1 protein-coding gene is annotated in these 260 nt (G+C 67.3%); it reads left to right on the plus strand.

Translation table 11 applies throughout. The features are described 5' to 3' along the window. The first annotated feature begins 51 nt into the window (after positions 1-51). Complete coding sequence (locus tag ACQG3P_RS20255; protein ID WP_426806044.1) at positions 52-240, plus strand: hypothetical protein; 189 nt, start codon at positions 52-54, stop codon at positions 238-240. Positions 241-260 lie beyond the last annotated feature (20 nt).

Genomic DNA, 260 nt, shown 5'->3' on the forward strand with positions numbered 1-260 from the left:
GGTCTGACCCGTGCATTGGGCGAGGACTCGCAGCGGTAGTAAGCCTCGCAATTGTCGCGCTTTCCCGTGGTGGGGCAATCTCGGCAGCAGCGTGGCTGGCGCCTGCGCTTCTCCCTGGCCGTGCACTTCCCGGCTCGCGTCGTGGTGTACCGCTTCATGGCTGAAGTAGTGCGCCCGGCAGTGGTGGCCGTGGCCGCGCAGCTGCGGGACAAGGGGGTGGACGTGGTATCCCGCTTCTAGCCAGGCGACATGCAGCTCCC

The organism is Stenotrophomonas sp. SrG, assembly GCF_050031795.1.
Classification (GTDB): domain Bacteria; phylum Pseudomonadota; class Gammaproteobacteria; order Xanthomonadales; family Xanthomonadaceae; genus Stenotrophomonas; species Stenotrophomonas rhizophila_A.